Origin of the sequence: Arthrobacter parietis, assembly GCF_039530425.1 — a bacterium.
Classification (GTDB): Bacteria; Actinomycetota; Actinomycetes; order Actinomycetales; family Micrococcaceae; genus Arthrobacter_D; species Arthrobacter_D parietis.
Map to the genome: position 1 here is coordinate 1551550 of NZ_BAAAON010000001.1, position 22342 is coordinate 1573891.

General features: G+C 62.1%; 27 protein-coding genes. 13 read left to right on the forward strand and 14 right to left on the reverse strand.

Annotated features, from left to right (window positions below):
* Positions 1–5: 5 nt before the first annotated feature.
* The 6 genes from ABFX19_RS07390 to ABFX19_RS07415 all read right to left on the reverse strand — a co-directional run bounded on the left by ABFX19_RS07390 (position 6) and on the right by ABFX19_RS07415 (position 5522).
* Positions 6–944: a type IV toxin-antitoxin system AbiEi family antitoxin domain-containing protein gene (locus ABFX19_RS07390; protein WP_346027927.1), complete on the reverse strand. Its 939-nt coding sequence runs from the start codon at positions 942–944 to the stop codon at positions 6–8.
* 216 nt (positions 945–1160) lie between these two features.
* On the reverse strand, positions 1161–2411 hold the full coding sequence (gene tgt / locus ABFX19_RS07395; RefSeq protein WP_346027928.1) for a tRNA guanosine(34) transglycosylase Tgt: 1251 nt from the start codon (positions 2409–2411) through the stop codon (positions 1161–1163).
* A 49-nt stretch (positions 2412–2460) separates the two neighbouring features.
* Positions 2461–3246 (reverse strand): SRPBCC family protein, encoded by a 786-nt coding sequence (locus ABFX19_RS07400; RefSeq protein WP_346027929.1) that lies wholly within the window; start codon positions 3244–3246, stop codon positions 2461–2463.
* A 29-nt stretch (positions 3247–3275) separates the two neighbouring features.
* Positions 3276–4136: a DUF6707 family protein gene (locus tag ABFX19_RS07405; protein ID WP_277359414.1), complete on the reverse strand. Its 861-nt coding sequence runs from the start codon at positions 4134–4136 to the stop codon at positions 3276–3278.
* Between the two features lie 72 nt (positions 4137–4208).
* Positions 4209–4748: an NUDIX hydrolase family protein gene (locus ABFX19_RS07410; RefSeq protein WP_056546148.1), complete on the reverse strand. Its 540-nt coding sequence runs from the start codon at positions 4746–4748 to the stop codon at positions 4209–4211.
* An 81-nt stretch (positions 4749–4829) separates the two neighbouring features.
* Positions 4830–5522, reverse strand: coding sequence for a hypothetical protein (locus tag ABFX19_RS07415; protein ID WP_346027930.1), 693 nt, complete (start codon positions 5520–5522; stop codon positions 4830–4832).
* Between the two features lie 68 nt (positions 5523–5590).
* Between ABFX19_RS07415 and ABFX19_RS07420 the strand changes: the two genes are divergently transcribed.
* Positions 5591–6181: a YdeI/OmpD-associated family protein gene (locus ABFX19_RS07420; protein WP_277359412.1), complete on the forward strand. Its 591-nt coding sequence runs from the start codon at positions 5591–5593 to the stop codon at positions 6179–6181.
* Positions 6182–6189: 8 nt separating this feature from the next.
* Here the strand turns inward: ABFX19_RS07420 and ABFX19_RS07425 are convergent, their stop codons facing one another.
* Entirely contained in the window at positions 6190–6981 is a 792-nt protein-coding gene (locus tag ABFX19_RS07425; protein ID WP_346027931.1) for a tryptophan-rich sensory protein, read from the reverse strand.
* A 147-nt stretch (positions 6982–7128) separates the two neighbouring features.
* On the opposite strand from ABFX19_RS07425, the gene ABFX19_RS07430 reads away from it, so the two are divergent.
* The 8 genes from ABFX19_RS07430 to ABFX19_RS07465 all read left to right on the forward strand — a co-directional run bounded on the left by ABFX19_RS07430 (position 7129) and on the right by ABFX19_RS07465 (position 11853).
* Positions 7129–7449 carry a hypothetical protein gene (locus tag ABFX19_RS07430; RefSeq protein ID WP_346027932.1) on the forward strand — a complete coding sequence of 107 codons (321 nt, stop codon included), beginning with the start codon at positions 7129–7131 and terminating at the stop codon, positions 7447–7449.
* Between the two features lie 107 nt (positions 7450–7556).
* Complete coding sequence (locus ABFX19_RS07435) at positions 7557–8273, forward strand: VldE C-terminal domain-containing protein (RefSeq protein WP_277359674.1); 717 nt, start codon at positions 7557–7559, stop codon at positions 8271–8273.
* A gap of 89 nt (positions 8274–8362) precedes the next feature.
* A complete protein-coding gene (locus ABFX19_RS07440; protein ID WP_346027933.1) occupies positions 8363–9238 on the forward strand; it encodes a class I SAM-dependent methyltransferase in 876 nt (291 codons plus the stop codon).
* Between the two features lie 47 nt (positions 9239–9285).
* Complete coding sequence (locus ABFX19_RS07445) at positions 9286–10119, forward strand: alpha/beta fold hydrolase (protein ID WP_346027934.1); 834 nt, start codon at positions 9286–9288, stop codon at positions 10117–10119.
* A gap of 28 nt (positions 10120–10147) precedes the next feature.
* Positions 10148–10711, forward strand: a complete 564-nt coding sequence (locus tag ABFX19_RS07450) for a dihydrofolate reductase family protein (RefSeq protein WP_346027935.1) — start codon at positions 10148–10150, stop codon at positions 10709–10711.
* Positions 10712–10756: 45 nt separating this feature from the next.
* On the forward strand, positions 10757–11053 hold the full coding sequence (locus tag ABFX19_RS07455) for a toxin-antitoxin system YwqK family antitoxin (protein ID WP_346027936.1): 297 nt from the start codon (positions 10757–10759) through the stop codon (positions 11051–11053).
* A gap of 38 nt (positions 11054–11091) precedes the next feature.
* Entirely contained in the window at positions 11092–11316 is a 225-nt protein-coding gene (locus tag ABFX19_RS07460) for a hypothetical protein (RefSeq protein WP_277359669.1), read from the forward strand.
* A gap of 78 nt (positions 11317–11394) precedes the next feature.
* Positions 11395–11853 carry an AAA family ATPase gene (locus tag ABFX19_RS07465; protein WP_346027937.1) on the forward strand — a complete coding sequence of 153 codons (459 nt, stop codon included), beginning with the start codon at positions 11395–11397 and terminating at the stop codon, positions 11851–11853.
* Positions 11854–11901: 48 nt separating this feature from the next.
* Here ABFX19_RS07465 and ABFX19_RS07470 read toward each other — a convergent pair whose 3' ends face one another.
* Both ABFX19_RS07470 and ABFX19_RS07475 read right to left on the reverse strand, forming a co-directional pair.
* Positions 11902–12102 (reverse strand): helix-hairpin-helix domain-containing protein, encoded by a 201-nt coding sequence (locus ABFX19_RS07470; protein ID WP_346027938.1) that lies wholly within the window; start codon positions 12100–12102, stop codon positions 11902–11904.
* Between the two features lie 363 nt (positions 12103–12465).
* The gene (locus tag ABFX19_RS07475) at positions 12466–12753 is read right to left on the reverse strand and encodes a hypothetical protein (protein ID WP_346027939.1); all 288 of its coding nucleotides are present in this window, start codon (positions 12751–12753) and stop codon (positions 12466–12468) included.
* A gap of 303 nt (positions 12754–13056) precedes the next feature.
* On the opposite strand from ABFX19_RS07475, the gene ABFX19_RS07480 reads away from it, so the two are divergent.
* Positions 13057–13320, forward strand: coding sequence for a hypothetical protein (locus ABFX19_RS07480; protein WP_346027940.1), 264 nt, complete (start codon positions 13057–13059; stop codon positions 13318–13320).
* A gap of 668 nt (positions 13321–13988) precedes the next feature.
* Complete coding sequence (locus ABFX19_RS07485) at positions 13989–14669, forward strand: RES family NAD+ phosphorylase (RefSeq protein WP_346027941.1); 681 nt, start codon at positions 13989–13991, stop codon at positions 14667–14669.
* 252 nt (positions 14670–14921) lie between these two features.
* Here ABFX19_RS07485 and ABFX19_RS07490 read toward each other — a convergent pair whose 3' ends face one another.
* Genes ABFX19_RS07490 through ABFX19_RS07500 form a run of 3 tightly spaced genes read right to left on the reverse strand, consistent with a single transcriptional unit; the run spans position 14922 to position 16991 of the window.
* On the reverse strand, positions 14922–15734 hold the full coding sequence (locus tag ABFX19_RS07490; protein ID WP_277359668.1) for a hypothetical protein: 813 nt from the start codon (positions 15732–15734) through the stop codon (positions 14922–14924).
* A complete protein-coding gene (locus ABFX19_RS07495) occupies positions 15731–16453 on the reverse strand; it encodes an ABC transporter ATP-binding protein (protein WP_277359667.1) in 723 nt (240 codons plus the stop codon). Before ABFX19_RS07495 ends, ABFX19_RS07490 begins: the two co-directional genes overlap by 4 nt.
* Entirely contained in the window at positions 16440–16991 is a 552-nt protein-coding gene (locus ABFX19_RS07500) for a helix-turn-helix domain-containing protein (protein ID WP_277359666.1), read from the reverse strand. The genes ABFX19_RS07495 and ABFX19_RS07500 overlap by 14 nt, the downstream gene beginning before the upstream one ends.
* Positions 16992–17702: 711 nt before the next feature.
* On the opposite strand from ABFX19_RS07500, the gene ABFX19_RS07505 reads away from it, so the two are divergent.
* Positions 17703–18026, forward strand: a complete 324-nt coding sequence (locus tag ABFX19_RS07505) for a glutaredoxin family protein (protein WP_346027942.1) — start codon at positions 17703–17705, stop codon at positions 18024–18026.
* Here ABFX19_RS07505 and ABFX19_RS07510 read toward each other — a convergent pair.
* On the reverse strand, positions 17984–19474 hold the full coding sequence (locus ABFX19_RS07510) for a hypothetical protein (protein WP_346027943.1): 1491 nt from the start codon (positions 19472–19474) through the stop codon (positions 17984–17986). The two genes, ABFX19_RS07505 and ABFX19_RS07510, sit on opposite strands and share 43 nt — an antisense overlap.
* A 226-nt stretch (positions 19475–19700) precedes the next feature.
* Between ABFX19_RS07510 and ABFX19_RS07515 the strand changes: the two genes are divergently transcribed.
* Positions 19701–20735, forward strand: coding sequence for a CNNM domain-containing protein (locus tag ABFX19_RS07515; RefSeq protein ID WP_346027944.1), 1035 nt, complete (start codon positions 19701–19703; stop codon positions 20733–20735).
* A 217-nt stretch (positions 20736–20952) separates the two neighbouring features.
* Here ABFX19_RS07515 and nhaA read toward each other — a convergent pair whose 3' ends face one another.
* Positions 20953–22323, reverse strand: coding sequence for a Na+/H+ antiporter NhaA (gene nhaA, locus ABFX19_RS07520; protein WP_346027945.1), 1371 nt, complete (start codon positions 22321–22323; stop codon positions 20953–20955).
* Between the last annotated feature and the right edge of the window lie 19 nt (positions 22324–22342).

Consider the following 22342-nt stretch of genomic DNA (forward strand, 5'->3'; position numbering starts at 1 on the left):
TGTCACTACGCGGCACTCCTGGCGCAGTTCCACCACGCTTTCAGAATTCTCCCCCGGGTGGCTTCCTGAAACAGGTCCGCCCACTCGAGCCTGATGAAAACCCACCCCTGTTCCATGAGTGCCTTCTCACGTCGACGCTCCTGAAACAGCACCTCGGGGGTCGGAGCGTAGTCGAAGTACTTTGTCTTGCCGTCAAACTCGAGGGCAAGCTTCTGCTCGCGCCAACCGAAATCGATGCGGTGCTCACCAAATCGGGTGCGCACGACCAACTGTTGTTCCGGCTGGGGTATCGGCATGCCGGCTATCAGGTGCGCGGTAAGGGACTCACCCGCTGACTCAGACAGGACGCTGGCATTCTCCACGACCTCACGAGCAATCTGTACGCCCTTGTAGCCTGCCTGGCGTTGAAGGACCTGGTGTAGCTCGGCGCGCTGGACACCCAGATGAAGCGCGTGATCCGCAGTGATCAGCCCCTGCCTGTAGGACAACAGTCTGGCCGAGTCCACAACGGTGCGGGCGCGCGAGGTAACCTGCAACCCGTCGACCATGTCCACCTCGCCGGGCAGCAGCTTTGCTCGGTGTCGAACAACATCAGCGTTGTGCTCCCGCGATGATCCGGAAAGCGGCTGCGTGATGTGAATCCTGCTGTCCACATCCCACAGGCTGAGGCCGTGAACGCGTGCTGCGGACGTATGGCTATACGCGGCTTGCGTCAGCGCATGGCTGGCACGGCTGTGGGCTGTGATCCTGAACCGATCCTGCTCAGCTTCGGTCAGGGATCTCCAGTACTTTATTGGCACATAGGCGTTGACCTGCAGACGGACGAGGATGCCCCGCTCGACCAGTCGCGTGATCGCGCGGCGGCTGACCCCCATCTGCTCCAGCTCGGTGGTGCGCCAGGAACGGGCCGATCCGCTCAGCCAGGAGTATGCGTTCGCGTCCATTGCACTAGCTTGACCGGCGAAGCGTGGCCCCGTGGCCGTCGTCGCGCATTTGTGGATAAACCTCTGCGTCCAGTACGCAAAGACGCCGACGTTGTGCAGGATCGTGGGGACGTCCCCACGATCCTGCACAAGAACGGCGCTTTTGCGGGAGGGTGGAGAGGAGGGCGGAAGAGACGGGGTGCGTGGCGGTGCGGGGTGCGCGGGCGAGAGTGCGAGCTAGCGCTTCAACGCGTAGTAGCGGCCCAGCACCTCGGCCTTGAGGTCGAAGTACGTTCCGTCCTCGATCGCGGCCCGGGCGTCGTCGACCATCCGGATCACAAACCGCTCGTTGTGGATCGAGATCAGCGTTGCCGAGACCATCTCCTTGGCCTTGAACAGGTGGTGAATGTAGGCCCGGGTGTAGTGGGTGCAGGTGTAGCAGTCGCAGCCCTCCATGAGGGGCGTGAAGTCGCGCTTGAACCGGGCATTGGACAGGTTCCACCGACCATCGGGCACGTAGAACGCTGAGTTCCGGGCAACCCGGGTGGGGGAGACGCAGTCAAAGGTGTCCGCGCCGTTCTCAATACCCGTGAACAGATCGTCCGGCTCCGAGATGCCCAGCAGATGCCTCGGCTTCGATTCCGGCAACTCATCCGCGCACCAGCCCAAAATGGTACCGAGGTTCTCCTTCTCTAGTGCGCCTCCGACACCGAACCCGTCGAAATTCATCTCCCCGAGATCGCGCGAAGCCTTCCGCCGGAGATCTTCATACTGTGCTCCCTGAATCACGCCGAACAGCGCCTGGTACGGCTTGTCCGACCGCACGTCGGTCAGCCGCTCATGCTCGGCGATGCACCGCTCCGCCCACAACCGGGTCCGCTCCAGTGACTCCTCCTGATACCCCCGCGAATTCATCAGGGTGGTCAGCTCATCGAACGCGAACATGACGTCGGCTCCGAGCTGGTGCTGCACCTGCATCGAAATCTCCGGGGTGAATCTGTGCCGGTCTCCGTTGAGGTGCGAGACGAACCACACGCCGTCGTCGTCGATGTGGGCAAGGCGCTCCTTGCCCACCGCAACGCGGTCATCATCCCCGGCGTGCTCGGCAGCTGCTGCCGAGTCCATGGTGATGACCTTCTTGAATCCCGACCCCAGGCTCATCACCTGGAAGCCGCCCGAATCGGTGAAGGTAGGCCCATTCCAGTTCATGAACTTCCCCAGCCCGCCGGCCTCGTCAAGAACGTCCGCTCCCGGCTGCAGGTAGAGATGGTAGGCGTTGGCGAGCAGCGCCTGCGCGCCGGCCTCCCTCATGGACTCCGGGAGCACTGCCTTCACGGTGGCCTTGGTCCCGACGGCGATGAAGGCCGGCGTCTGAATCTCGCCATGGGGAGTGGTGATGGTCCCGGTGCGGCCATGCAGGCCCTCGCCGGACGCGGTGGTCTCGCTGAGGCGTTTACCGATGGAGAACGAAAAGTCTGATTGTGGCACCCGCCCATCTTCTCAGGAATAGACGGAGGCGCCCGCGTCAGGGAAGAAGCTAGCTGTCCAGCTGCGAGGTCTCGAGGGGACCCGAAGACGGGTAGTGCTGCCGCCGGAAAGCATCCCAACTACCCCAGGCAGTGCGCAGTGACTTCGCCCCCAGACCATAAGTTGAGATGACAACGAGGCTGGACCCCGGGCCTTCGAGAGATGGCTGATCGGCGAGGATCACCAGCCCCTCGCCATGATCGGCGTACTCCGAGACCGTCAAACCCACCTGGTTCTCCGTGCGGAACCACACCGATCCGGTCAGCTCATGCCCGTCCGGGAGGTTGAGGGAGTAGGAGTCCCCGGGCTGCTGTAGCTGCTCGGCACTCAGCTTCCCGATGATCGAACCGCCGTCAGCCGGCTCACCCATGAAAAATGCGGTGCGCCGGGAGCTGGAGGGGTGCCGCTCGAGCGCAAAACGCAGCTGCTGGAGGAAAGTGATCCAGCCCTCCGTGATCTCATCAGCCTCGGCTTCAACCCGCTCAATCGTGACCACACAGCCGTCCTGCACCGGTTCGATCCGGAACGTGTCACCTCCGTTGACGGTCAGGAACGTATGGTTGGGTCCTTCAACCACTGACGGCGCAAAGAAAATGGACTGAATTTCCTCGTCCAGGGTGTCGGCTTCCCAGCCGTGCCACTGCCGGACCAGGCGCGGTTCCCGGAGCATGAGCCAGATTTGCCGGGCGTCCGCGTTGATGTGCACGCTCAACGGGTTTGAATCTGCAACCGGCACCTCCTGCGCAGGGTGCTGTTCGGTGCTGGACTGTGTGAGGGAATCCGCCTGCTCGCTCATGCGCGCCACTCTACTCCCGCACCTGCAGGCTAACCAGAGGCGGCGGTTTTCCCGTTCAGTGCACGAATGGCGAGCAACTCATGCCCGATGCGCCGGTCCAGCGCTTCAGCCCCAAGGGTCTCAGAGCCGCCGTGCGCCCGCAGGTACAGCAGGACTGTCAGGCGCAGGCCCCGCCAGTCCTTCTCGGCCGCGGGGTTCTTCGCGGACCGCGCGATTTCCCGGTCATACAGGTTCGGCTCGTTCAGCTGCCGCTGACGCACTGCAGCAGCGAGTTTCGCCTTCAGCGGGTCTGTCTCGGCGTCGTCGGCTGTTCGAAGCGCAGCTGAATACCCAGCGGCACGGGAACCGTCGCCGTCGTCCTGGGTGAGGTGCGCAGCGAGCGCCAGGCAGCCCTCGATCAAATTCCAGCGGCCGAAGTTGCCGTCAAACGGCTGGTCCGTGAGCAGGTCGCAGACCCGGAGCGCGCTCGTGGCGTCGGAGAGGTCCACGTACAGCGTCAACGCGAGGTCCCGGATGTCCTGCAGACTGCTGCCCGACTTGAAATTGACGCCGCGGGTGAGCCGTTCGGCGAGCTCATTCACACGCGGGCTCTCGGCATGGATGGCGGCGACGTGGGCGACCAGCGCCTCCGGCGACCCCTCGTCGGTGACGATGTGCGCGAGTTCATCGGGCGCCTCCGCCTGGACGGTCGATCCGGTGGCAATCCGCACCGTTTCACCCGACTCAAGCGTGGCCACCACAATGGCCGGAACACCGAAATCATCATGCTCGACGGCGGTGTCCACCACTTCACTGGTGCGCTCGCCTCCCGGAAGGAGGAGTTTGCGGCCGGCCTTCACGGCCTCGGCGGCGAGCGGTTGTAGCTGCGCGTCCACGTCGCTGTCGATCATTGGGAAGTCCTGCCTCACTGCACCTGTTGCCCCGGTTCGAACGGAACCGGTCGATAAAGAAACGGTAACGCCTCAGCGGCCCCAACCGGCGTAGGCGAGGGCCTGGCGCAGGAGGCTGTCGCGTCCGCCGGAGAACTCGGCGCTGACTGCGGGGCTGAGAGCTTCCTCGGGCGTCAGCCACGTCAATTCCAGGGCATCCTGCCGCGGGTTGCATTCGCCCGTGACCGGAATGAGGTACGCCAACGCGACGGCGTGCTGCCGGTCATCGGTCAACCCGGTCTCGGAGGGGGAGGGGAAATACTCCGCAACAGTGAACGGCGTGGGGCAAGGCGGCAGCTGGGGGAGCGCGAAGGGCCCGAGGTCCTTCTCGAGGTGCCGCAGCAGGGCGGCCCGAATAGTTTCCCGGTACATCACGCGGCCGGATACGAAGGTGCGCACCATCTCGCCCTGGTCATTGGCCTGCAGCAGCAACCCCACCTCGGTGACATACCCGAGGGAATCGCATCGGACCGGGATGGCCTCAACATAGACCATGGGCAGCCGGCGGCGTGCTTCGTAGAGGTCATCCTCATTGAGCCAGCCGGGGTTGGGGTCTGGGGTGCGCAGGTTCATACCTTCTGTTTTATAGCAGAGAAGGGCTGCGGCGTCCCTGACTCGCTGCACTTCGGCCAATGGCTGAATAGCGGGGGACGCTCAGGAAGCGGTGTTTTTGGTGTAGTCGTTGAGGTCTTCCTGCCGCTGCTTGACCCGGATCTCGCCGCCGTCCGGGTTGGGAAGTCGCAGGGATCGCCCGTAGTTCTCATCGATCAGGATCGTCGCGGTGGGGATGCGCGGCTGCAGGATCTCCACGTCGCCGGAGAACTCGAAGGCGAGCTCCGTGCTGCCCTTGTCGGCTCCGTGAACCGCGATCAGGCCGCCGTTCTTCGCCGTTAAGTCCACCCGGGACCCCGCCTCCGAGCTGAACCGCTTTCGGGCGCCGATGTCACTGAACACCTTCGCGGCGGCTGCCACGTTCGTCGCCAACCAGATGGGCATAACCGCCAGCCCTTCCTCCGCGGGCGCTGTACCGCGGAGCGCGGCCTCATAGGCGAGGAACGTCCGCCCGTCCTCCGCGGTAACCTGCGCTGCCGGCCCATCTGCAGTGTCAATAACGACGGCGGCTGTCCCTGCTTCAGCGTTACGGCGGGCGAACTCGGAGACGGCCCCGACCTCGAAGCTGAAGCTCACTGACAGCTGGTGTGCAACGTGCAGGGCAACGTGCCCACTGTCCGCGGCGAAAACCCGCCAACCCGGTGCATCCTCGACCTGGCGCAATCCGAGAGCGGCGAACAGCTCCGAGAAGGCGTCGAAGTTCGGGGTGAAAACGATGGGTCGTACCCTGAGCATTTACTTCTCCTCCACCTGGATGTGCCGTCTGCAATCTAGCGCAACACGGCGTTCAGTACTCTCAACCCATGGCCGCTGAACTGCCCGAACTCCTCCTGCCCGATGCCCAGCGCTGGCGGGTGTGGCTGGAGGAGAACCATGCGTCGTCGTCGGGCGTGTGGCTGGTCCTCCACAAGAAGGGTGGAGCGGTGACCACCCTGACCTGGGCTACTGCCCTCGACGAGGCGTTGTGTTTCGGTTGGATTGACGGCCAGGCCAGAAAGCGCGACGGCGAGAGCAGCTTCCAGCGATTCACGCCTCGCGGGCCGCAGAGCATCTGGTCGCTGCGAAATGTAGGGCACATTGAACGGCTGGAAGCTGAAGGCAAGATGCGGGATGCGGGTCGCGCCGCCGTCGAACGGGCAAAGGCCAACGGCCGGTGGGAGCGCGCGTATGCGGGGTCTGCCACCGCCGTCGTGCCGGATGATCTTGCAGCCGCAATAGCGGTGAATCCGGACGCGCAGGCGATGTTCGATGTGCTCACCTCCCAGAACCGGTATGCGCTCATCTTCCGGCTCGGTCAGCTGAAGACAGAGGCCGGGCGGAGGAAAAGAATCGAGGCCTTCGTGGACATGCTCGCACGGCACGAGGCGCCCTATCCGCAGAAGCGGAAGCCCTGAGGCTAGCGTCAGCTGCCAGTCGCGGGATGTGACCGCCGCCTGGCTCTGACCGCAACGGTTGTGAGGATGACGGTGACCGCCGCGAGTCCTGCCGCAACCGCCGTCGTCGTCGATTCCGGCGCGCCGAAGGTGCGCCCCACCACGATCCAGGCCAGCCCCCAACAGATGGCAGCCGCAATCGCAAAGCGTCCGCTGCCGCGAAATGCGAGGAGCACGCCGATTCCGGCGACGACGGCGAGAACGATTGCGGCCCAGGCCGCCGGTGGGATGCCGAAGCCGCCGAAGCCCCCTGCGACGAGAGCTGCGGTGATGTTCGCGCAGACCGCCACGCAGACCCAGCCCAGGTAGAGTCCGAGCGTGCCGTCCGTGACGATTCCGTCGATCGTGGAGGTGGGCTTCGTGGCGGTGAAGATGGCGAAGAGAACAGCCAGCACTGCGAGCAGGACGAGAATGACCAGGACGCTGCCGCCAAGTAGGCCGGCCTGGATCGACAGGATCCACGCGGCGTTGAGCAGCATCGACGCGGCAACCCACCAGCCGAGGCGGCGCTGGCGGCGCGCGGTGCGCTGCGAGGGGAACCACTGGTAGACGGTGTACGCGCCCAGGCCTGCGTAGATGACGCTCCAGATGCTGAACGCCGCGCCGGCCGGTGCCAGGAGCGTGGCGTCCGAGCTGAGTGCGCCGCCGGCGGCCTCGTCGATCGGTATGCCGCCGAGCGCGCCGGAACCGATGGCGGTGCCGATGATGCACAGAACAAAGGCAACCGTCACGCCGGTCTGCCGAACCCGATCCGAAGTCATCGGTTCTCCCTTCCTCGCTTTATCTCCACCATAGACACATCAGCCGGGCTAGTGAAAGGGCGTCTGCGGTTTCGACGGCGCGCGAAGGCTTCACCTGTGGGCGGGTTAGTGGAAGAGTGCTGTCAACACGCATATGGGGGTTCAAAAGTGATAGGACGACGACGTCTCACCGGCTCAGTAGCGACGGCTCTCCTTGCCGCTGTCCTCCTGACAGCGTGCTCAGGCCAGAACCAAAGCGACGACGACGGTCTGGCGACCTTCAGTTCCATGGATGACGCTTACGCAGCGGTCGACGAAGTGCTGCAGTGTGAAGCTGATCCGGCTGGCAGGCCGATTGTGCCTGCAGATGAAGGCAAACTGACCTCGGAGCAGAGACTGACGGATGTGGCAACGGGTGAGCCATCAACCTGGGACATTGAGCGCGTTGCCGATGAACTCAATGGGGAGTACTCCGCCGTCGGCTCGTGACCGGAACTATCAGCTTCGACTGGCGGTTAAGTCTTCACATTGAAGTTCGCTTTCGCTGAAGTTCCGCGATCCACCGGAAGGCACACGTCATCGTACGCAGGATCACTGTGACCAGCGCTGTGTTGCTCGCGCTGCTCGCCTCGGTGGTGTTCCTCGGTCCCCGATTGGTCGACGGCTTGCAGGCGGGCGGCGGCTCTCTGCTGGGACTCGCTGAATGCACGGTGGAGACTTCGGAAGGAGAAGTTGGACTCAACCGTGACGAGGCTCAGCTGGCGACGACGGCCGTGGCGCTGTTGGCTCGCGGTATGGACGCTCCGGACACTTCCACCATTGACGAGGCGGTATTGCAGCGGCTGGCCGAGGGCCCGCCCGAGGACGCCGGTCCCAGCTTGAGCTGCCGCGGATCAGCGGCCAGCGACCTGCCCGAACAGCAGTTGACTGCCACCGGGCTGACGCCGCGCGCGGAGCAGTTGCGCGTGGCGATGATGGAGGTGTTCGGTGACCAGAGCCTAGGCGGGTTTGCTCCGGGAGGTGTCGGTCAGGGGCACGGAGCTGACTCGACCCACTATGACGGACGCGCCATTGACGTCTTCTTCCGTCCGGTGACCGAGGAAAACCGGCGCGAAGGGTGGATTCTGGCCCATTGGCTTGTGGCTCATGCCGAAGAGTTCGACATTCAGTACGTCATCTTCGACGATCGGTTCTGGAGCGCGCACCTGGCTCGCGGTGGATGGCACGACTACGACGCACCTGACCCGAGCAACGAGATCCTGCGCCACCTCGATCATGTGCATGTCGACGTGCTGCGTGGAGGGACTGACTGAACCTCCGGCGGTTGCTTCAGAGGACGGTTGATGCCGCCGGACACCCTGAGACCTTCCGATGGGACGAATCAGCGCTGTAGTGTGATCGCGTGATCCTTCCCAACACCGTTCAAAACGCCGTGGCAGTCGCCGATCACTACGACGAGCTCGATCCGGTTTACCGGCACGTATGGGGCGATCATGTCCATCATGGGCTCTGGGCGACGGGGCGTGAGACACCCGCCGAGGCCGTCGTCGCACTGGCTGAGACGGTCGGCGATCGACTGAACTTGACGCCTGGCGACGAATGCGTTGATATCGGCTGCGGCTATGGTTCCACCGCTCGGCAGCTCGCTGAGACACGTAAGGTTCACGTCACCGGCTTCACCCTCTCCGCTGAACAGGCCCACTACGCTGCCGAGCATCCCGAACCCAACGTGGACATTCAAGTTCGCGACTGGCTCGACAACGAGCTGAGCGACGCCTCGGCCCATGCCGCATGGGCGATCGAGTCGAGCGAGCACATGGTCGACAAGCCCCGGTTTTTCGCCGAGGCGCATCGCGTGCTGGCGCCTGGCGGCCGCTTGGTCGTCTGCGCGTGGCTCGCGGAGACAGATGCAAGCGGTTGGAAGGTTCGGCACCTGCTCGAGCCGATTTGCCGCGAGGGACGCCTGCCCTCGATGGGCACTCGCGAGGAGTATGAGGCGATGGCAATGGCGGCGGGTTTCGTGGTCACTGACTATGAGGATGTCAGCGGCCGGGTTGCGCGCACCTGGACGATTTGCGCCCGTCGACTTGTGAAGGCCTTGCTCCTCGACCGTGACACCCGGCGCCTCGCTTTCAGAGCGCGCAATCGCATCTTCGTTCTAAGCATCCCGCGTCTGATCCTGGCCTACCGCACCGGCGCGATGCGCTATGGGATATTCACGTTGTCGAAAGCCGACGACGACGCAACGCCACCCCAGCCCGGTGAACCGCCGCTGTGAACATGAACCCCTGACGATCGCCTCATGTTTGAAGTAAGTTTGGGCCCATGAATCCCCAGCACCTCCTGGTCGAGGCTTCGGATGGCAGCCAGCTCGCTGTGAGCCGGTGGCAAGCCCCGGGACCTGCAATCGTCTTCTTACACGCTGGAGTAGCGGATAGACGTTCCTGGATCGCGGTTGCGGCTGAGCTCCAGGGAGATGGTTTCGACCTCGTCGCATATGATCGGAGGGGTTATGGTGACACCCCGGCCGCTGCAGAGTCTTCGTCATTTACACACGTTGAGGACCTGTTCACTATCATCGACAATCTGGGCCTCGAGCGAGTCCTCCTCGTTGGCAACTCGATGGGTGGGGCAGTCGCGCTCGATACTGCGCTGATGCACCCTGATCGAGTCAAGGGACTGGTAATCATCGGTGCTGCGGTGTCTGGCATGACCGACGAGGACACTCCGTTTGACTGGCAGCCGGATGACGCGTCCGGACCGCTCATGGCGCGCGCAGATGACCCCAAGGCGACAGATGACGACAGGATTCGTGCGCTTGCTCATCTCTGGCTGGATGGGCCAAGGGCCGCAGAAGGCCGAGTCGCGGGTGAAGCCCGGGACCTCTTCAATGCGATGAACCGGAAGATTCTCGCGGTCGCTGCGCCAGACTCAGCCGGCAGCAGCGGTACTGATGCCTGGACCCGACTTGGTGAGGTGAGCGTGCCGGTGCTGTGCACCTGGGGTGATCTCGATCTGCCCTGTGATGTGCCGTTCTACGAGGAGACAGCACGCCGGATCGGGCAAGGGGCCGTACAGGTCTTACCCGAGGTGGCACACCTGCCCGGCCTCGAGAAGCCCGCCCTCATCGCAGAGTTGGTGCGAGAAAGGGCGCGCTGATGGATGCCGTCCCGGGAAGACCGATGCCATGCGCAACCTGACCTTCGCCATGAATCTGAGCTTGGACGGCTATATCGCTGCGCCGGGTGACGGGCTCGGCTGGGGTGTTTCGAGCGACGAGCTGTTCCAATGGTGGTCCGACCGCGTGGTGTCGACGGATTTGGCGCTGTACGGGCGCAAACTGTGGGAGACGATGAGCTCACACTGGCCGACGGCGGACCAGCAGCCAGGCGCAACACCGGCGCAGCTTGAGTATGCGGGCCGCTGGCGGGAAATGCCGAAAGTGGTGTTCTCCTCGACAATCAGCACGGTTGACTGGAACGCCCGCTTGGTTACCTGCGACGCGGTTGCCGAGATCACCCGGCTCAAAGCCGACGACGGCGGCCGCATGGACATCGGCGGCGCCACCCTCGCATCGGCGGCCATGCGGGCAGGCCTAATCGACGAGTATGTACTCGTCACCCATCCCGTGTTGGTGGGCGGCGGCACGCCGTTCTTCACGGCCCTGGACAACTGGGTGAACCTAAGCCTGGTAGAAATCCGGACGTTCCCCAATGATGTGGTCGTGGCCAGGTACGAGACCAGGCGCTGAACGCCTGTTCCCGTTTGTGAAATTTCCCGGGCATAGAGTAGGCGGATGGCTGCAAACGCGAAGAAGTCTGAAGTCATCGATGGTTACACCGTCAAGTACCACGCGAACGGTACTACCCGGTGGTCGAAGGGACGCATCGAGAATGGGAATCCGGTCGGCTACTGGGAGTGGTACCGAATAGATGGCACCGTAAAACGGTCTGGATATTTCGACGCCGGCGAGCCGGTGGGGCAATGGACCACATATGACAAAGACGGCAAGCCATACAAGGTGACTGATCGGGGCCAAGTCAGTGCAAAGCTGCCAGACCAGGACTTTGGGCGGGATTCAAGAAGCGGGTAACGCTGCAAGGAAGGTACGATCCGAAAATTAAGGGGGAAATGAAGGATTTAAGGCTGATCGGCATGATCATCATGGCTATTGGAGCGACCCTTGTGGCGGCTATGTTCGCTTTGATGCTGTACTCAAGGATGCTTCACCCGAATTCGGTGCCTATCCTCCCTGGGCTTTTGCTCATTCTCGGTGGCGGTATTGGTGCGACTGGCGCAATCCTGCTGGCTATCGCCACGGTCCGGCTCCATCGCAACAAGAACCCCAGAAGCTAAACGCGAAGAGTGTTCGCTGCGGGATCCGCAAGGTGTGGTCCGATTTCCGGGCAACTGTTGGGTCGCTACGCTGAATTCATGTCTCGAGTCTTGATAACCGGCATGTCGGGCACGGGAAAGACAACGGTGCTGGGCGAGCTGTCCCGACGGGGCTTCCAGACGCTCGACACCGACTATGACGGCTGGGTGCTTGCCGACGGTACCTGGGACGAAATGCGCATGGCCGCGTACCTCGCCTCGAACTTGTCTGTGGTCGTCTCGGGAACTGTCGAAAACCAGGGACACTTTTATGACCGTTTCGAGGCCGTCGTACTCCTCAGCGCACCGGTGGAAGTGCTCATCGAGCGCGTAGCGGTTCGTACCAACAACCCCTACGGCAACGCAGAGACAGAGCAGTCCGTGATCCGCCAGCAGGTCCTCGACGTCGAACCGCTGCTACGACAGGGCGCAACTCTTGAACTTGACGGTCGGCGACCCGTTTCAGAACTGGCTGACGCCGTTGAGCGCCTTATCGTGGCCTCTCGCCACGTCCGGTGAACCATCGGCTCAGCCCAGACGGTCGCTTCCATGCAATCACCCTGCCGGTTACAGATTGCGTGCATCCTTCAGTAGCTTTAGGGCTTTTGGGCCGACTCCATGGATGTCCCTCAACTCATCAAGGTCGGCGGGCAGGTCCGGCAGCGAGTTGTAACCAGCGTCGATGAGGGCGCCGGTTGCTGGCCGACCGATTTTTATCCCGTCGAATGTCGGGCCTCGGTCATGGGAAGCACCGCTCGTGTCGGACATACCGTCTCCTTCATTTGTGGTCGGGATGCAGGAGCGGAGCAATTTCGCGGTAACCGTCCAGCGCCGAGGTCACTGCAACGGCGACATCCGCACACAATGACAAAACAAGGCGTGCGCTGACTATTTCTTGGACCCTTGGTCGGCGCCCTCGTGGTACGACCGCAAGCCGTGTTTCACGGCTAATCGAATGATCCAGTACAGGACAAAGGCAACAACTGCGATCAAAAGAATCCACAGAACGAGCATGACAATAACGAAATCGATCCCACCAACCTGCACTAGCTTCCCCCAAAGACGAGACTGAGATGATCGCTACAGACTACCCAAGCCCAGTGCTCGAACGGTGAGGGATCCGACGCGGACTTACTCACTCGGGCTCTTCTTGCCATCGGAGTCTGGGGAAGGCGTTTCTTCGCCGTCATCATCGAAGTAGTAGTACGTCGTCTCGGAGGCTTTCTTGCCCAACAGTTTCTCGCGATGTCTCTCGGTTTCTTCCGAGTATCTGGCACTCCATTCGATGCCCAAGTCGCATACGAAGACAAAGGCTAGCCCGAGCGAAACCCCGATGAGTACATCCCAGTTTTTCAGGAAGAAGCTGATCACCCCAGCCGTGAGGAGCAGACCCACGGCGGCGTATATGTACAGTTTCACTCGGCCTCGATCCGAAAGCGGCTTGTTCCCACAATGTCAGTTGCTACAGCACCACTTTGGACCGTTGAGCATCGAAGAATCTAGGATCACCTCGGTTCGGAAGGATTCATGGCCTGGCCTCGAATGACCACACGTGCGTCTTGAACGCTGGCAGACTGAAGAGGCACGCAGGGAGGGTAGCCGAATATGCGCAAGCGTCCGCGGAAAAGCCAAGTACTAATCGAGCCCGATAAGCCGAAGTTCCTGGTCGACCTTCATGCGGCAATCGATGCGGCAGTGGCTCGAAATAGATCAACTATCGCTGTGAATCACGCCTACGAAGGCTGGGAGGCTAAACGCGAGGCCGTCAACGGATGGCACTCCCACATTGCGATGGTCGAGGAGCCCGAAAGGGCACTGGAGGTCTGGTACGACAACCTGGATCATGATGTGTCCGTATTAGGTGAGGTGGCGTACCAGGAGTGGACTCTCGAGCCGGGCAACGAGACTGTCCAGCTGTTGTGCCTGGAGGAGATTGACCGGCTTATTGAAGGCTTCGGTCGTAGTAACGCCGCCCCTCGTAGATAAGCGCGGTGAGGGGATCCTGCCGTATCGACGTGACTAAGGATCCCAGGCAAATGGGTGGCGTGCTCTTTTCCTTCCCGCATCAGCACGATCCTGGAGCTGCAGGTATGTGAGCGGTCGAGCTTCCAAGACTGACGAGTTACCATCAACACGATCTTTCATAGGTCGGAACATGTATCGTTTGATAATCGTTTACATGTATATATGAAGCACATGCAGATGTGATTACCTGCACTTCTACCTATAGAGAGACCATCATGGGCGACGGGATTACGACGAGGACGAGGCATGGTCGGGGAAGTGCCACGGGCACGACCGCTAGAGGATTTGAAACGGGGTTTGAGGACATGGTCAGAGTCCTCAATGACAACCTGGGACCTGCTTTAACGCAGCTCATCGCAGGGAAAGACCGACAAACTGTGGCTCGCTGGATGAGCGGTAAACAACTTCCCAAGTCCTTGGATGTGGAGCGGCGTATCCGAGCGGCCTACCAAATTTTCGTGTTCCTAGCCCGCGATCCTCACGCGCCCCAGTCTCCCCACACTGTCAGGGCGTGGTTCATGGGCATGAACGGACAGCTGGACGATGTGTCTCCTGCAGAAGCTCTCGCGGAGAATCGTACGCGAGAAGCCATGGCTGCGGCTCGCGCATACCAGGCAGGGGGATGAGGCATGGGTGGGGGCGACTTGCTCGAACCAAGGACGGTAGAAATTCCCGACAGGGTTTGGCGAGTCGCTCTCATTCCATGTGGGCAGCGATTCTCGCGGATATCTCCCGATGACGCTCTGTTGCCGGATGCCGGCAACAGATTCGACGTGCCAGGCGGAGGAGTGTTGTATTGCGCCACGACTGTCCGGGGGTCGTATCTGGAGACGCTTGCAGGTAAACGAGTATCTCGGAAAATCGCCGCCCTAGTCAGGTCCGATCCCTCTGGCTTCATGGCAGCTAACCACATTCCGGCATCGTGGCGAGATGAAAGGCGGAAGTTCGAAATTGGAACCACAAACCCCGCTTCGTTCATCGATCTCGAGGACTTGGAAACTCGCCAGTACATACTCGAACAGATCGGGGATCTCCTAGAGCCCCTTGGGGTCGAAACGCTCGATGTGCCGGACGTGCGCGGGATGAACCGGTTGCTGACCCGAGAGATAGCGCGGTGGGCTTATTCGTCACTCGACGAAGAAGGTCAGTACCGGTATTCCGGCATACGTTATGTGTCAAAGCTGGATAACGAAGAGTGCTGGGCCATCTTTGATGAAACCGAGACTTTCATCGATCAGCAGTCGGCGATTGAGAAGTCCGACCCGGCTCTGGTCGACGTCGCTCGGCTATTCGGACTCACAATCCATTGACGGTGACGCGAGCTTTCAAGGCAGTTCCGCTCTCGAAGGTTCACACAATCAGAGACACACGGTGAGGGATGCTCTAGCGTGCACGGCGAGGATGCCTATCGGTATAGCCGGTCAGCGTCGGAAACGCTGCGTTCGGTACACCCGTCGCATCATCGAGTATGCGTGAGGGGTGTTCTGCTGCTCATGCCATGTGATTTGAATGAGTCGATGGTGGTTAGCGAGTCTGAGTTTGTGGATGAGTTTGGTTTTGAGTTAGTTGCCGAGGATGCGGGTGCTCTGGAATCGGCGGGCGGTGGTGTGGATGATGAGGATGCTTGCGGCGAGTGTTGTAAGGAGTGCGGCGCCGAGTACGGGGAGGACCCATTGGTCGAGGAATACGACTGAGGGGACGGCGAACAGCGTGGGGGCGATGGCGAGCAGGCGTATGGGTCCGCCGTTCATGCCTGCGCGGGACTCGAGGGCACGCGGGTATAGGAGTGCCCCGAAGAGGGTGATGGTTGCCGACCAGATGCCCATGGACAGCGGCAGGACGATAAGGGCCATGAGATACGGCATTGTCATGGTTACTGCTGTTTGGGTGAGCAGTGCGATGAGGGTGACCGCGGCTGTGAAGCTCAGGGTGGCTGCAGCCCAGGAGGCGCTCGTGAGGAGCAGTCCGGCGCCGAGGTAGGCCTGGAACAGGTTCCTGCGTGGGATGGGACTGGCGAGGAGTACTTCTATGCCACCGCCGCTCACATCGTCTGCGACCACACCGGGCAGGGTGAGCGTGGCGACAATACCGACTAAAGCGCCGAGCAGAGCGGGAGCCATGACGAGCATGTAGGAGCTCATCAGATGCGCCTTGCCGTCGGAACCCAGTACCGCGGCGAGATCAGTGGTTTGGGAGCCTATGATCGCGCTCATCTCGGGCATCGTTTCCGTGCCACCTGGTGCCAGGAGGACGAGGAGGCCGTAGCCGGCACCGATGAGGACGGAAAGCCACAGGGCCATGGTTCCCTGCTGTATCCATGCTCGTTTGGCGAAGGCCCGTACCCGGCGGCCGGCCGGTGTGAGGGTGGCATTCATGCGGCTGGTTCCAGGTGGTTGAGGATGATCTGCTCGGTGACTTCGCTATCGTCATGGCTGAGGTCGATGAGGTCTGTGCCTTGCACCAGTAGGAACCTGTCGGCGAGTTCCAGTGCTTCAGGGACACTGTGGGTGGAATACAGGACCGTCCGCGTCTCACCCCACTCGCGCAGGAGTTCTCGTGTTTGCGCCGCGTACACCGGGTCCAACCCGGTTAACGGTTCATCAAGGACGACGAAGTCGGGGTCGGTCATGGCCAGGCGCGCCATCTCGACGCGTTGACGTTGACCGCGGCTCAGCGACCTGACCCGTTGACCGAGCAACGCAGTGAGATCGAATCTTCCGATGAGATCGTCGTGATCGATCAAGGTGGCCTGAGGGATGCTCTCCCATACCTCACGCCAGAAGGCCAGGTTCTGCTTCACCGTAAGTGCACTGGCCAGCGCAAGCTCATGACCGAGGTAACCGACCTGGGAGCGGACTGCCGCTCCATCGCTGACATCCCTGCCGAACACAGAGCACCGCCCCGACACGGCAGGGATCACCCCGCACAGTGTCCGCATCAGCGTGGTCTTACCCGCCCCGTTCCGCCCGAGCAGCGCAGTGATTCCCGGACCCAGGCGTACGTTGATCGGACCCACCACTGCCCGGTCATACCCGACCACCAGGTCCTTAGCTTCAGCGACGATTTCCGCCGACCTGCGATCAGGCGTTGTCACTGGGCACCGCGTTTTCCGGTCGAGGAATCAACACCGTTGTCAGGACGCGCCGTGTGCGGCCCTGGCCCTGCTCGTGAGTCATCAGCTCGCGTAACGCCACCATGACAATGTCGAAGAAAGCGTCGACCTCGGCCGTCGTCGCCCAGAAATCGGCCTGTGCGAAACTCACCCGGTCCTCGACAAGATCAAGCTCGCCCTGATCCACATAGGCACTGAAGTCTCGGGTCATCCCGGAGGTGAACATCGTGAAGGTCGTGACAAGTTCCTCCGGTGACAACGCCCGCAACTCCTCCGCCGAGGGGTTGGCCAGTCCTTCAACGACCCGGTAAGTCTTCTCGGTCACCCCACGAACCGGCTGCTCATCACTGACTTCAATCAACCCGTGCGTGACCAAATGCCCCACATGCCGATACAGGGTAGCGATCGGGACATCCGACAACCGCTCGTGAAGCTGTTGGGTCGTCAACCCGTCACCCGTCAGAAGCGCCTGTACCACCCGGAGTCGAACCGGATGCAGAAGAGCAGCAGAAGTAACCATAATCAAATGGTATCAGTATCAATACTGATAGTAATAGCTAGACTGGTGAGTGCCATCAGAAAGTTGTTTGCTGACCAGTAGCAGGTCGCCGTGAGCTGACCAGGAACTAGAACACGCCATCAGCAAGCGTCTGGGCATCCTGCACGGGCTTCGCTTCGCTCGGGCTGTAAAACCCTTTCTCTGTTTTTGCTGCTGTGCTGACGGATTGTACGTGTCCGCTCCGACCGGTCTAGCCCCTCCTTCGACAGGGTCTGCGGTGCAGAAAATGTCCCTGCGGCGCTCCTACGTTGCTGATTCTCTCCGGGAATTTCCCGCCCCTTGCCCTGCGGGTAGACATGCCTCCGTCGGCCACAGCTCCGCAAGCTCCACCAGCAGCCAAAACAACGGAGGAGGAGAAGCTGGCTGGTCACCAAAGCCGCCTCTCCACTGGTCCACGCCAGCACCCGATTCCAGCCGCTTGACAGATATAGAAGCGTCGGGAAGGGACAAGAAGACAACCACCAAAACCAGGGAGCAAGAGCAGGCGACAGATCTGTTTTTCCGTGTTCTGTGTTTCTGTAGATCCGTGTTGTTGCATCAGTACAGAGTTAACTACTAAACCCCTACAATTCAAGCAAGAACACCTATTTATTCAGATGAAAAACGTTAGAATTGAGCTAGCAGTACAGCAGTTGACTCTTACTAAAACCGATACGAAACCAAGGACTGACAATGGCTACCTACACCGTGTACACCAAGCCAAACTGCCCCCTCTGCGTTGAGACCAAAGGCTACTTCGAACGAAAAGGCGTGGGTTTCCGCGAGGTCGACATCACCAAAGTCCCCACAGCGTTCGAGTGCATCACCGTCTCCCGTGAGTTCATGAATACTGAAGCCTCGAAACGGCCGAACTCAGGGGTCTTGGTGTGTCCTTGCTGCGGAGAATCCTTGGGTTCGATCAACTTGACGGCGTCCGGCGACTCTATTGCGCAATTTGCTGGTGATGGATGCCGTCAGCCGTTCGCGAGATCTGTGAGCCCCAAGATCGCTGCATAGCGTTGGGCCCCGCCGATGGTGAGTCCAAACATGTCGCAGATGCGCCTGAGGTCCCCGTTGGTGGCGATGAGCTCCTGGAGGATGCGGTCTTCGCGGACCTTCTGGGTGGTCGTGCCAATGCGCCGTGTGACCCAGTCATAGCCGACTGGCCTGTGTTCCGTGGCGCTCTGTCTGCTGATGAACAGATGCTGGTTCGCGGTATTGGGCCAGCACTCTTCCCTATATTCGAGCCAGGCCTTGATCCGATCGCGGACCGGGGTTGCGAGGGGGATCCTCCGCTGGTCCAGGTGCAGGTATCCGCTGTGCAGGTCAGTCAAAAGCAGGCTGCGGAGTTGGCCTGTTCGGAGACCGTAGAAGGCGGCCAGTGCAGTCACCGCGGCTGTGGCGGGGTCGGTGGACTCGAGTGCTTCCCTGAGTTTCGTGGGTGGGAGCGGGAGTGGAATCGTCGTTGCTTCGACGCCGGTCTGGATCCGGTTCAGGGGGTTCAGGAACACGAGCTTGTGCGCTTTGAGGATTCGGAAAATGCATCGGAGTCCGCGGCCCATGGTGGAGCGGGGATTGCCTGTGGAAGGCAGGACCGCTCGGATCTCATCGGCAGTGATTTCCCGGAGGGAGGTGTGCCCAGTGGCCGCCCATGTGCGCAGGGCTGGCAGGGACCATCTGAGATAGAGGCGGATAGTAGTCTCCGAGCGGGGCTTGCTACGGGGTTGGGTCTTGCTGCCGGACGCCATGACGGAGTACCAGTGGGCGAGTTCGCTTTGCATCTGCTGGGGCAGGAGGGCAATGGCGCCGGCGACCCAGCGGTCGATCGCTGGCCCTTGGTCGTCGTGGAGCAGCCCGGCGGCCTGACATACTTCCAGCACTCTGGTGCGGTTCAGGCCGAGTTGCTTGAGCCGGAGGACCTCGGTGGTTCTGACCGGGGCTCCGGGCGTGTCCTGCAGGGCGAGCACGATCGCCAATCCTCGCTGGACATTCTCGACGTTGTTGCTGCTCCATCCTTGGCGGGCGGCGAGTTCCAGGGTGGTCTGTTTGAGGAAGGCGGCCATTTCCGGGTGCGCGGTGGATGGGAAGCCTTGTATCCGTCCCCTGCGCAGGTCCCTTTCGGAGTCGAACAAGACCAGTTGGTGGTATGGGACGGCAGTGAACGGCAGGACATCCGGTCGGGCGCTCGGAGCTGGGTCGAACCCGGGGCGCCGGTAGCCTCGACGCTGGCTGGCTGCGACGTGTCGGAGGTCCGCAAAGAACAGTTGCTGGCCCGACTGGTTTGCCGCCAGCAGTCCCAGGCCCGCAGCCTTGGCGCCGGTGACGCGGTATTGGTGCCAGCAGAGTCTGCAGGCCTGTTCGTCGTTGACCGCCAGAGCGGCGTGGCAGGACTGGCAGGTGCCCATCGACTTGGTTTTGCGCCATCCGTGGCAAGCGGTGCAGAGCCATTCACGCATCCGGGTCACGCCCCAAGCATGGCAGTCGCGGCAGGAGGCCATCGGTTGCGGGGCGTTCGGGTGGCAGCGATCGCACAAGCCTGCGGTGTAGTAACCCTCAGTGCGGCTGCAGCGTCGGCATGGCGGAGGGAGTTGGGGCCCGCCGGGCATGCACGCGTAGCAATACCGCCGCTGACGGCGCAGGCTGCACGGATGAGACCGCGATCGGCACCGAGGCCGAGACCGAGGAGGATCGATGAGTGATCCGCTGATCGTGACCGCCGTGACCGTGCTGCTCATCGTACTGAGCGCGTTCTTTGTCATTATCGAGTTCTCACTGCTCGGTGCCCGCCGCCACCGGCTCGAGGCCGAAGCTGCGACGAACCGGTCCGCCCGTGCGGCGCTACGCGGCATCAACGAGCTGACGATCATGCTCGCCGGTGCACAACTGGGTATCACCGCAGCCACTTTCGCCCTCGGCGCGGTTACCAAACCGGCCATCGACGCATGGTTGGGCCCCGTGCTCGCGTCCTGGGGAACTCCGGAACAGTTTGCCGGCGGCGCCGCTTTCGCCCTCTCGCTGCTGTTCGTGACATTCCTGCATCTAGTCGTGGGCGAGATGGCGCCCAAGTCCTGGGCGATCGCGCACCCGGAAACCTCGGCCAAGCTCATCGGTGTTCCAGCGCGCGGCTTCATCTGGCTGGTGCGACCGTTGCTGAGCTGGGTCAACGAGATCGCCAACCGGCTGGTCGCAGCCAGCGGAGTAACTCCGTTGAACCGTGCGGTCGTCGGCGGCCAGGACGTCGACACGATCCGACACCTCGTTGAGCACTCCGCGTCCGTCGGTGCCCTAGACGCATCCTTCCGCACCCAGCTCTCCGGTGTCCTTGAGCTCGAGAAGCTCACTATCCAAGCGCTGATCGCACCGGGCGGCACACCGACCACGGTGCCGGCCACAGCAACGGCCTCCCACGTGCAGGAAGCCGCCGCCCGATCGGGCCACCTACGCATCCTCGTGGAGGACCTGGACGGGGGCATCCCCGGAGTCGTTCACGTCCGCGACACACTGCTCGAATCGCTGGAAAGGCCGGTTAGTGAGCTGACCCGCCCCGCGTTCACGCTCGACGCCGGAACACCGGTCTACGAGGCCCTTGCCCAGATCCGGGCAGCCGGGGAGCAACTCGCCGCCGTCATGCACCACGGGCGTTTCGTCGGGGTGGTTACCCTTTCCGACGTCCTGTGCCGGGTCCTTCCCCGAGAACTCACCCAGGAGAAGCACACCGGTCAATGACGGGCGGAGCGCCGGAGGAGCAACAACTCCGGGAACGGTCGAAAACTGCGAGAAGGGCGGGCTTGAGCCCCCTGAGGCCAGCGATCAGCCACACTTAATCGCGGCACTCTACGGCCTGAGACCTATCGAATCCGGGAATCGTGAAAACCCTGGGGGCGGTCCGGAACCGAGAGTGCAGGGATCGTTCCGGTCGAGGATCAGGTGTTGAGTGCCGCTCCTACGGGGGCCCGTCCCTGGCTTCATCGTTCTGGTAGATGTCGGGGACGCCGTCGTGGTCGGTGTCGATGGACTCGAGATTCTCGATAGCCCGGTAGTGGCGGTTGCGGGCCTGCAGCAACGCTCCGGCCAGCAGAGCCGCTGCCACAGAGCCGGTGAGGACCGCGACCTTGGCGTAGTCGGTGTTGACACTGCCTGCAGCGAAGCTCAGCTCGGCGATGAGCAGGGAGACGGTGAAGCCAATCCCTGCCAGCAAGGACACGCCCACCAGGTCGATCCATTGGAAGGACGGGTCCAGGCGCCGGCGGGTGATCTTGGTGGTGAGCCAGGTGGCACCGACGATCCCGATCGGTTTGCCCATGATGAGCCCGGCGATGATACCCACAGCGACGGGGGCGGTCAGGGCTGTGGTGAGTCCTTCCCAGCCACCCACTGCCACACCGGCAGAAAAGAAGGCGAACACTGGCACTGCGAACCCGGCAGAGATGGGGCGGAAGCGGTGTTCGAATTCCTCGGCCAAACCCGGGCCGGCCTCAGGTCCGCCGCTGGCCTTGCTGCGCATCACCGGGACCGCGAAACCGAGCAAAACGCCGGCAACGGTGGCGTGGACGCCGGCCTCGTGAACCAGCACCCAGACCACCAGTGCCAGGGGCAGCAGGATGATCCAGAATGCCCAGGCGTGCCGGCTGAAGAACCGGGAGAAGCGATGCGTGAAGAAGGCGAAGACTGCCAGCGGGACCAATGCGAGCAGCAAGGGCGTGAGCGCTACGTCGTCGGTATAGAAGACGGCGATGATTGTTATGGCCAACAGGTCATCCACCACCGCAAGAGTCAGAAGGAACAACCGCAGCGCGGGAGGTAGGTGGGAGCCGATGATGGCCAGCACCGCCACGGCGAAAGCGATATCGGTGGCTGTGGGAATAGCCCACCCGCTGACCGTCTCCGGGTTCACAGCGTTGAATGCTACGTAGACGAGCGCCGGAACAGCAACCCCACCGACGGCTGCGGCGACCGGGACCGCGGCCTTGCTGAACTGGCGCAGGTCACCGGCCACGAACTCGCGCTTCAATTCCAGACCCACGAGGAAGAAGAAGATGGCCAGCAACCCGTCGGCCGCCCATTTGCTGAGGCTGAGCCGCAGGTTCCAGGGCTCGTAACCGATTTCATAGTCACGGAGGGCGAAGTAACTATCCGCGGCAGGAGAGTTCGCCCACACGATGGCGGCCAGTGCTGCAACGACCAGCAGTATGCCCCCGACGGTCTCTTTACGCAGGATCTCCCCGACACGGAGCACCTCGCGGTAGCTGCCACGGTGGAGGCTATCGTGGCTGTGATCCTCCGGGCCAGTGGTGGGGTCGTCGTGGCTGGACATGGGTGGGCTCCTCGGTTTT